Genomic DNA, 7,023 nt, shown 5'->3' with positions numbered 1-7,023 from the left:
GATCACGACCTCCGCGCTGTCGCCGGCCGCACGGGCGCGGGCCGCGAAGTCGTGCGCGACGCGCGGGGGCGAGATCGTGTCCAGTTCGCCGGTGACGAGGATCGTATGGCTGCCGTTCGGCATCAGGTCGCCCGCGTTCGTGTCGGAGAACACGTCCGGCCGGCCCTCGCCGGGCGTGCCGGCCAGTTCGGCGATCTCGCGGCCGCAACTCGTCTTCAGCAGCGCGGCTTCGCGCCGCAGGTCGGCCAGGCCGCCCAGGCTGACGACCTGGCGCACGGGGACGATGTCCTTGCGGTACAGCGGACTCGACGCGGGGATGCGGGGCCGTGCCGCCAGCCATTGCACGAGCTGGCCGCCGGCCGAGTGCCCGACGGCCACGAGTCGGCCGAGGTCGAGCGGATGTTCCCGGGCCGTGCGCGCGAGCAGGTCGAGGGCTGCGTTCATGTCCTGGTAGGTGCCCGGGTAGCCGCCGCCGGCCTCGTCGACGCGGCGGTATTCCACGTTCCACACGGCGATGCCGCGCGCCGCCAGTGCCCCCGCCACGTTGCGCAGCTGCGTGATGCCGCCGAATTCCTTCGTCCAGCAGCCGCCGTGCACGAGCACGGCCACGGGGAACGGTCCCGTGCCGGACGGCAGGAACAGTTCGGCGTACTGCGACGGCGCGGCGCCGTAGCGCAGGGTGGCGGCGGGCGCGGGGCCGGACAGGGCCAGGTAGTCGTCCAGCGTCATCGGGGCGGCATACACGGTAGAGGTCATGGCGAGAGTCAGCGCAAGGGCGGCGAGGCGTGTCATCGGCTCGACTATACCAGCCCCGCACGATTGAAAACCCGCCCCGATCTTCCATGCTAGGCTGCACACAACGTCAACCGCAACCATAGGGAGATCATCATGACCCAATCGAAATCCACAGGCAGCCAGAACAAGCAGTCGGGTAACCAGTCCGAGGAAGACGTCCAGAAACAGAAGGCGGGCGTCAAGGAAAAGAGCAGCCACGACCACATGTCGACCGTGAAGGCCGGCAAGGACAAGGGTGCGGGCGGCGGCGCCAAGCAGAAAGAAGGCCGTTGAGCCCGTTCGCCGGAGAAAATCGATGAGTTTGCCGGAACACGCACATTCCACGCCGGACCCCACGACGCCCGACCCGGAGCTGCCGCCGCCGCAGCCGAGTCCGGATCCGGACGACGTACCGGCGCCGGCGCGCGCACCGGTGAAGGAGCCGGACGCGCCGGAACCGCCCATCAAGGCGGAATAAGCAGGTGAAGGGAAGAGGATGGGGCGGACCGTCGTGTCGCCCCATCCTTTGTCACGAGAGGGTCAGGCCTTGCCTGGGGCGGTTTGCTGGTTACCGGCCTGGCCGGCGTCCTGCTTGTTACCCTCATTGCTGCCGCGCTTGGGAATGTCGCGAATCATCTCGTCCGTTTCATGCTGGCCTGGCGAGCGCTCCCCGCTGCCGATGTCCGCTTCGTGCAAATTGGGCGGGGCGTCGGCGCCCGGGTCCGGTTTCGGAATGTCGGTTCTCATGGTGTGCTCCATTGCGTTGTCGTGTTGGCGCAATACTAACAGTCCATGTCCGGCCACGGCGCGCAATAGGATCGCCGATTGTGTACGCTGGCGCACATATATCTTTTAGGAACTTTTTGATAATAGGCTTGAGGCCAACGACTCTCGGAGGAGAAAAGCATGAGCACCACCCTGTACAACAAGATTCCGCTGGGCCGCGGCCCGCTGCTGGGGTCGCACAAGATGCACGCGGCCGTGGCGCTGGGTGTCCTGGCGGGGGCGGGCCTCGTCTGGGCCGCCGTGCGGGCGTTGCGCTGACGGCAAGACAGGTTGCCGGGACGGCCCGTCGCCGTTACCATGGCGGGCTTGTTCTCTTGGAAAGTGGTAATGAAGAATCTGAAACTGACGGGCGACGAATACGATGCGCTCGAATTCATCCGGCGCGGCGCGCAGACCGACCGTGTCAATGCCTGTGTCGGGCGTAACGCGAAGCGCCTGTCGGGCCTGAAGCTGATCCAGTATGCGAAGAACGGGAGCCTGGCGCTGACGCCGCAGGGAACGGAACTGCTGTTCCTGCGCCGCTGCGTGCAGGCGCTGCGCGCGCTCGAGGCGGACCCGGCGGCGAATGTGGATGACGACGTCGTCCAGTTCCTCAGCCGCAAGTCGCACATTGCGGCGCGGGCCGAGGGCGGGTTCGGATTGACGGAACGTGGTCGCGAGTCGTTGGCAGATATCTCTGCCCAGGAATAGGGGGGGCACGCCTGCGCCCACGCGGACGCCACGTCACGCGTGGGCTCGGGGAGCCCATCCAACGTATTGCCGACGTCGCGTATTAATTTGTGCGGCGGCGGTTCGGATACACCAGTGCCCGTACCGCGATCTCCGCCGGCACGCCCATCGCCGCGAGGAATTCCGCGGCGCGCTGCAGCCCCAGCGTGGGAACGGACGCGACGGCCTGGTTGACGAGGTCGCGCGTGCGCATGTCGGTGCGCGGCCTGCGTTCCGCCAGGGTGGCCGTGGCGGTGTCGATATTCAGTTCAGTCATCATCAATGCTCGGTGAGTGTATTGCTAAAGAATCACAGAGTATTGTATGAGAACGATATTGATTAAGCCACAGGAAATTGCACGAAATCTCGCACTTGTCATGCAGACTTAAAGCGGATTCGAGATTTCTTCAGGCGGCGGCCGTCTGCGGCTCGTCTTCCGGAGCCGTCAGGCCGCGTCGCTGGCGTAGCAATTGCTCGAATTCATGGGCCGGGAGCGGCTTCGAGAAATAATATCCCTGCATTTCGTCGCAGCCCTGGTGGCGCAGGTAATCGAGCTGTTCGGCCGTTTCGACACCCTCGGCGATCACGGACAGGCGCAGGTTGTGCGCCAGCGCGATGATCGAGGCGACGATGGCGGCATCGTTGGCGTCGTGCGTGATGTCGTTGACGAACGAGCGGTCGATCTTCAGCACGTCGATCGGGAAGCGCGACAGGTACGAGAAGCTGGAGTAACCCGTGCCGAAATCGTCGATCGACAGGTTCACGCCCAGCGATTTCATGCGGTGCAGCAATTCCACGGCCGGCGTGACGTCGCTCATGAACAGGCTTTCCGTCAGTTCCAGTTCGAGGCAGGATGGATCCAGGCCCGTGTCGTCGAGCACGGCCTCGATGCCCGGCAGCAGGTCGGCCGCGCCGAACTGGCGCGCCGACAGGTTCACGGCCACGCGCAGCTTGCCCAGGCCCGCATCGTGCCAGGCCTTGTTCTGGGCGCACGCGGTGCGCATCACCCAGGCGCCGATCGGCACGATCAGGCCCGTGTCCTCGGCGATGCCGACGAAGCGCGACGGCGGCACCATGCCCAGTTCCGGATGCTTCCAGCGGATCAGCGCTTCCATGCCGACGATGCGGCCCGTCTGCAGGTCGACCTGCGGCTGGTAGTGCAGCACGAATTCGTTGCGTTCGAGGGCGTTGCGCAGCGCGCTCTCGATGCGCACGCGCTCCAGCGATTCCTCGTTCATGGCCGGCGTGTAGAACTGGAAGTTGTTGCGGCCCAGTTTCTTGGCGCGGTACATGGCGATGTCCGCGTGCTCGATCAGGTTCTCGGACGGCGTGCCGTCGCTCGGGAACGCGGCCACGCCGATGCTGCAGGTGACGAAGAACTCCTTGGTGCCCAGCATGACGGGCTGCGCGACCGAGTCCATGACGCGCTGCACGATGTCCGGCGTCAGCGGCTGGTCGTGATGCTCGGACAGGATCACGACGAATTCGTCGCCGGACAGGCGCGCGACGGTATCCGTGTCGCGCAGCGACGAGCGCAGGCGCGCCGCGACCGTCATCAGCAGGACGTCGCCGGCCTTGTGGCCCATGCTGTCGTTGACGTACTTGAAGCGGTCCAGGTCGATCAGCATCACCCAGACCTGGTGGCCGCTGCGGGTGGCGTACGCGACGGCCTGGCCCAGGCGGTCCTGCAGCAGCGAGCGGTTGGGCAGACCCGTCAGCACGTCGTGCTGGGCCACGTGGTGCACGCGCTGCTCGGTGACCTTGCGCGCCGTGATGTCGCTGCCGGTGCCGCGGTAGCCGGTGAGGCGGCCCGTCTCGTCGAACGTCGGCTGGCCGTTGATGCAGAACCAGCGCTCCTCGCCGTTGTCGTCGACGACGCGGTATTCGAGGTTGCGGAACGGCTCGTGCGCTTCCAGGGTGGCGACGTGGTCGCGGCCCAGTTCCGTGTCCGTCAGCGCCGGCACGTAATCCCAGCGGCGGCGGCCGAGCACGCGCTCGGTGGCGATGCCGGATTTTTCCGTGAAGTCGCCGGTGACGTGGGTAAAACGGAATTCCTCGTCCTGTTCCCAATACCAGTCGGATGACATGGCGACGAGCTGGCGGAAGCGCTGCTCGCTCTCCTGCAGCGCTTTTTCCGTGCGCTTGCGCGCGAGGACGTCGTCGATCAGGCGCTGGTTCGTCAGCTTCAGGTCGGCGGTGCGCTCGCGCACCAGTTCCTGGACTTTCCGCGCGCGCTCGCCGGCCGCCTGCACGAAGGCGCACAGGAGCAGGGTCGACAGCACGCCGCCGGTCAGCAGCAGGGTCGAGCCGAGATGGTCGGCCAGCCACGGGCTGGGCGCGGCGATGGCTTCCACGGTCCACGACTGGCCGCCGACCGTGAAGGTGTTCAGGGCGCGGCCCGTGTAGCCGCCCGACAGCAGCGGGACGGGCGATTCGGACGCCGTCACGTCGCGGCTCGCATAGGCGAGGCGGGCCGGATCGGCGCGGCCGCCGCCATAGAATTTCAACTGGATGCTGTGGTCGTCCAGCAGGCCGGCCCTGGCCAGCGTGGCATTGGCGAGGGTCGGCACGGAGACCACGGCGGCGGTGTCGCCCAGCAGGCGGCCGCCGCGGGCGTACACGGGCATCAGCACTTCGAAACTGGGGGCGCCCGGTGCCTGGGCGATCTGCAGCAGGCTGGTGAGGGCGGCACGGCCGCTCGCCTGCGCCCGCCCGAGGGCGTCCATGACCTGGCGGTTCTGGCTGACGTCCAGGCCGAGGGCCGCCTCGTTACCCTGCATGGGTTCGAGATAGTCGACGACGTGGTAGCGTTCGCGCGCCGGCGCCGCCACCCGCGCGGGGCCGCGCATCTCGCGCACCACGAGGTCGGGCTGGAACTGGCGCAGGTCCGCTTCGAACGCGGCGCGGTCGGCGGCGTCCACGACGCGGTGGAAATTGAAGGCGCGGATGTATGGATTGCGCTGCAGCAGCGGCGTCGTGAAATCGTGGAATTGCGCGCGCGTGACCGGTTGCACGGTCGTGAACAACTGGTTGGTGACGTTCAGGACTTCGACGGCATCATCCATACCCTGGCGCAGGGCAGCCACACGCACACCGGTCCCCTGTTCGAAGGCCAGCGCCTTGTTGTCGTATTCGAGACGGCTGATGGCAACCGCCAGCACCGCGGTCGCGGCCAGGCCGCCGGCCAGCGTGAGGCCTGCTGCGAGCGTGAGCGAAAACGGCAGTCGGCGACGCGACATCCGGGGTTCCCTATGCATGAAAGATGAGAGCTTGCCCTAAGGCATGAAGAAGCATCAGTTTGTCACAGAAACTCTAGTTTCCGCAAACAAATTGTCACAAGCGGGACCGCGTCGCGCGAAGGTGTGGTAGGGCCAAAACAGATCGCGATGCGATCCAGGCAAGGATGGCTCGAATGGCTAGCCGATTCAATAATCCCAGGCCGATTCCGCGCCGGCGCCGCAGCGCCGTCATGCGGCGCAGGACGGCATCCGCGGGGGCGTTCAATGCATACACGATGCGGTTGTTGCCCGCGACCTTGTCGAACCAGCAGGTGTGGCCGGCGAACACGGTATCGAGCGCGTCCATCACGTCCGGGTAGCGCGGATCGTACGTGAAGACGTTGGCCACGAGCACGCCGCCGGGCCGCAGCGCGTGACGGCAGTCCGTATAAAAGGGCGTGTCGGCCAGCCTGGGCGGCAGCCCGCGCGCGTCGAAGCCGTCGACCAGAAGTACATCGGCCGAGCCGGGATGCGCGGCCAGCCAGTCGGCCGCGTCGGCCTGGACGACCGCGAAGCGCGCGCTGTCGGGCGGCACGTGGAAGGCGTCGCGCAGGGCGATCACGTCGGCGCGGAGTTCGATGACGGTGATGTGCGCGTCGGGAAAATGGCGGTGGCAGAACTTGGCCAGCGAGCCGCCGCCGAGCCCGACCATCACGATGCGGACGGGAGACGGCGCGAACAGGACAAACCCCATCATGGCGCGCAAATAGGCCAGCACGAGGGCGTCGGGCCGGGCCAGCAGCATCTCGCTCTGGATGTCGCCGGGGACGAATTCGAGCGTCCGGCGACCCCGGCGCGTACGTACGAGCGGCGGGGTGGGGCTGTTGTGAGGCATGCCGTCAAGTATAGGTGAACTTGTTGCGGTCGATAGGTTTCTGATAAGCTGGCCGTTGCAGCCCAAGCGGAGACCTCATGTTCCTGGACCACCCGACCATTACCGCCACCAACAGCCAGACCGAGCCGGACCGCATCGAGCGCCTGGATCGTGTCTATGGATATGCGATGGCGCTGGCGGACGTGGACGGGAACCCGGGTTTCGTCGACAAGCTGACCCAGATCCACGACCATAAAGGGACCCTGATCGTGTTCTGGCACGGGCAGCCCACCGAGGCCGAACGGGAGTACTGGGCGCGTGCCTGGTCCAGCCGCGTCGGCGACGGCACGACCGCGGTCGTGCACGAATGCTGAGGTGACGATGGACGCGACCACGATGGTCCTGGCACTGGCACTCGGCAACCTGGCCTTGTGCGCCACCCTGTTTTTCTTCGAACAGTCCGGCCATGCCGGCCGTCCGGCCGTGCCGACGTGGGGCTGGTCGCGTCTCTACCAGGGCGCCGGCTGGCTGCTGCTGGCCATCGGCGCGGCGGGCGTCGTGCCGGAAGGCCTGGCCTTGCCCATTGCCTACGTCCTCGTGTTCGCCGGCGTGGCCTGGGAATCCGGTGCCGCGTGGGAACGCGCCGGCCGCCTGCGCTGGCGC

10 protein-coding genes and 1 pseudogene are annotated in these 7,023 nt (G+C 66.9%); 6 read left to right on the top strand and 5 right to left on the bottom strand.

Translation table 11 applies throughout. From position 1 onward, the window contains the following. A partial coding sequence (locus ACEN88_RS21030; protein WP_413342673.1) for an alpha/beta hydrolase occupies positions 1-792 on the bottom strand: 792 nt, incomplete at its 3' end. A gap of 96 nt (positions 793-888) precedes the next feature. Here ACEN88_RS21030 and ACEN88_RS21025 point away from each other — a divergent pair. After that, complete coding sequence (locus ACEN88_RS21025; protein WP_413342671.1) at positions 889-1,068, top strand: hypothetical protein; 180 nt, start codon at positions 889-891, stop codon at positions 1,066-1,068. A gap of 22 nt (positions 1,069-1,090) precedes the next feature. Beyond that, on the top strand, positions 1,091-1,252 hold the full coding sequence (locus ACEN88_RS21020) for a hypothetical protein (protein ID WP_413342669.1): 162 nt from the start codon (positions 1,091-1,093) through the stop codon (positions 1,250-1,252). A 62-nt stretch (positions 1,253-1,314) separates the two neighbouring features. On the opposite strand, the gene ACEN88_RS21015 is transcribed toward ACEN88_RS21020, so the two are convergent. Continuing rightward, complete coding sequence (locus ACEN88_RS21015; protein WP_413342667.1) at positions 1,315-1,521, bottom strand: hypothetical protein; 207 nt, start codon at positions 1,519-1,521, stop codon at positions 1,315-1,317. A 159-nt stretch (positions 1,522-1,680) separates the two neighbouring features. Between ACEN88_RS21015 and ACEN88_RS21010 the strand changes: the two genes are divergently transcribed. Together ACEN88_RS21010 and ACEN88_RS21005 are read left to right on the top strand one after the other, a co-directional pair. Then, positions 1,681-1,818, top strand: a complete 138-nt coding sequence (locus ACEN88_RS21010) for a hypothetical protein (protein ID WP_181158819.1) — start codon at positions 1,681-1,683, stop codon at positions 1,816-1,818. Between the two features lie 69 nt (positions 1,819-1,887). Beyond that, positions 1,888-2,250, top strand: a complete 363-nt coding sequence (locus ACEN88_RS21005; RefSeq protein ID WP_413342665.1) for a hypothetical protein — start codon at positions 1,888-1,890, stop codon at positions 2,248-2,250. A gap of 82 nt (positions 2,251-2,332) precedes the next feature. Here ACEN88_RS21005 and ACEN88_RS21000 read toward each other — a convergent pair whose 3' ends face one another. The 3 genes from ACEN88_RS21000 to ACEN88_RS20990 form a co-directional block, all read right to left on the bottom strand. Next, positions 2,333-2,545, bottom strand: a complete 213-nt coding sequence (locus tag ACEN88_RS21000; RefSeq protein WP_229470454.1) for a hypothetical protein — start codon at positions 2,543-2,545, stop codon at positions 2,333-2,335. A 130-nt stretch (positions 2,546-2,675) separates the two neighbouring features. After that, positions 2,676-5,507 (bottom strand): EAL domain-containing protein, encoded by a 2,832-nt coding sequence (locus ACEN88_RS20995; RefSeq protein WP_413342663.1) that lies wholly within the window; start codon positions 5,505-5,507, stop codon positions 2,676-2,678. Between the two features lie 94 nt (positions 5,508-5,601). After that, positions 5,602-6,381 (bottom strand): fused MFS/spermidine synthase, encoded by a 780-nt coding sequence (locus ACEN88_RS20990; protein WP_413342661.1) that lies wholly within the window; start codon positions 6,379-6,381, stop codon positions 5,602-5,604. Between the two features lie 77 nt (positions 6,382-6,458). On the opposite strand from ACEN88_RS20990, the gene ACEN88_RS20985 reads away from it, so the two are divergent. Beyond that, entirely contained in the window at positions 6,459-6,734 is a 276-nt protein-coding gene (locus tag ACEN88_RS20985) for a hypothetical protein (protein WP_413342659.1), read from the top strand. Positions 6,735-6,741: 7 nt separating this feature from the next. Beyond that, positions 6,742-7,023, top strand: a pseudogene (locus tag ACEN88_RS20980) (GGDEF domain-containing protein); the annotation flags it as partial.

This window comes from Massilia sp. CT11-108, assembly GCF_047302915.1.
In the GTDB taxonomy this organism is placed as follows: domain Bacteria; phylum Pseudomonadota; class Gammaproteobacteria; order Burkholderiales; family Burkholderiaceae_D; genus Telluria; species Telluria orientalis.
The sequence above is the reverse complement of the archived record's forward strand: the minus strand, read 5'-3'. Positions and strand labels throughout refer to the sequence as shown.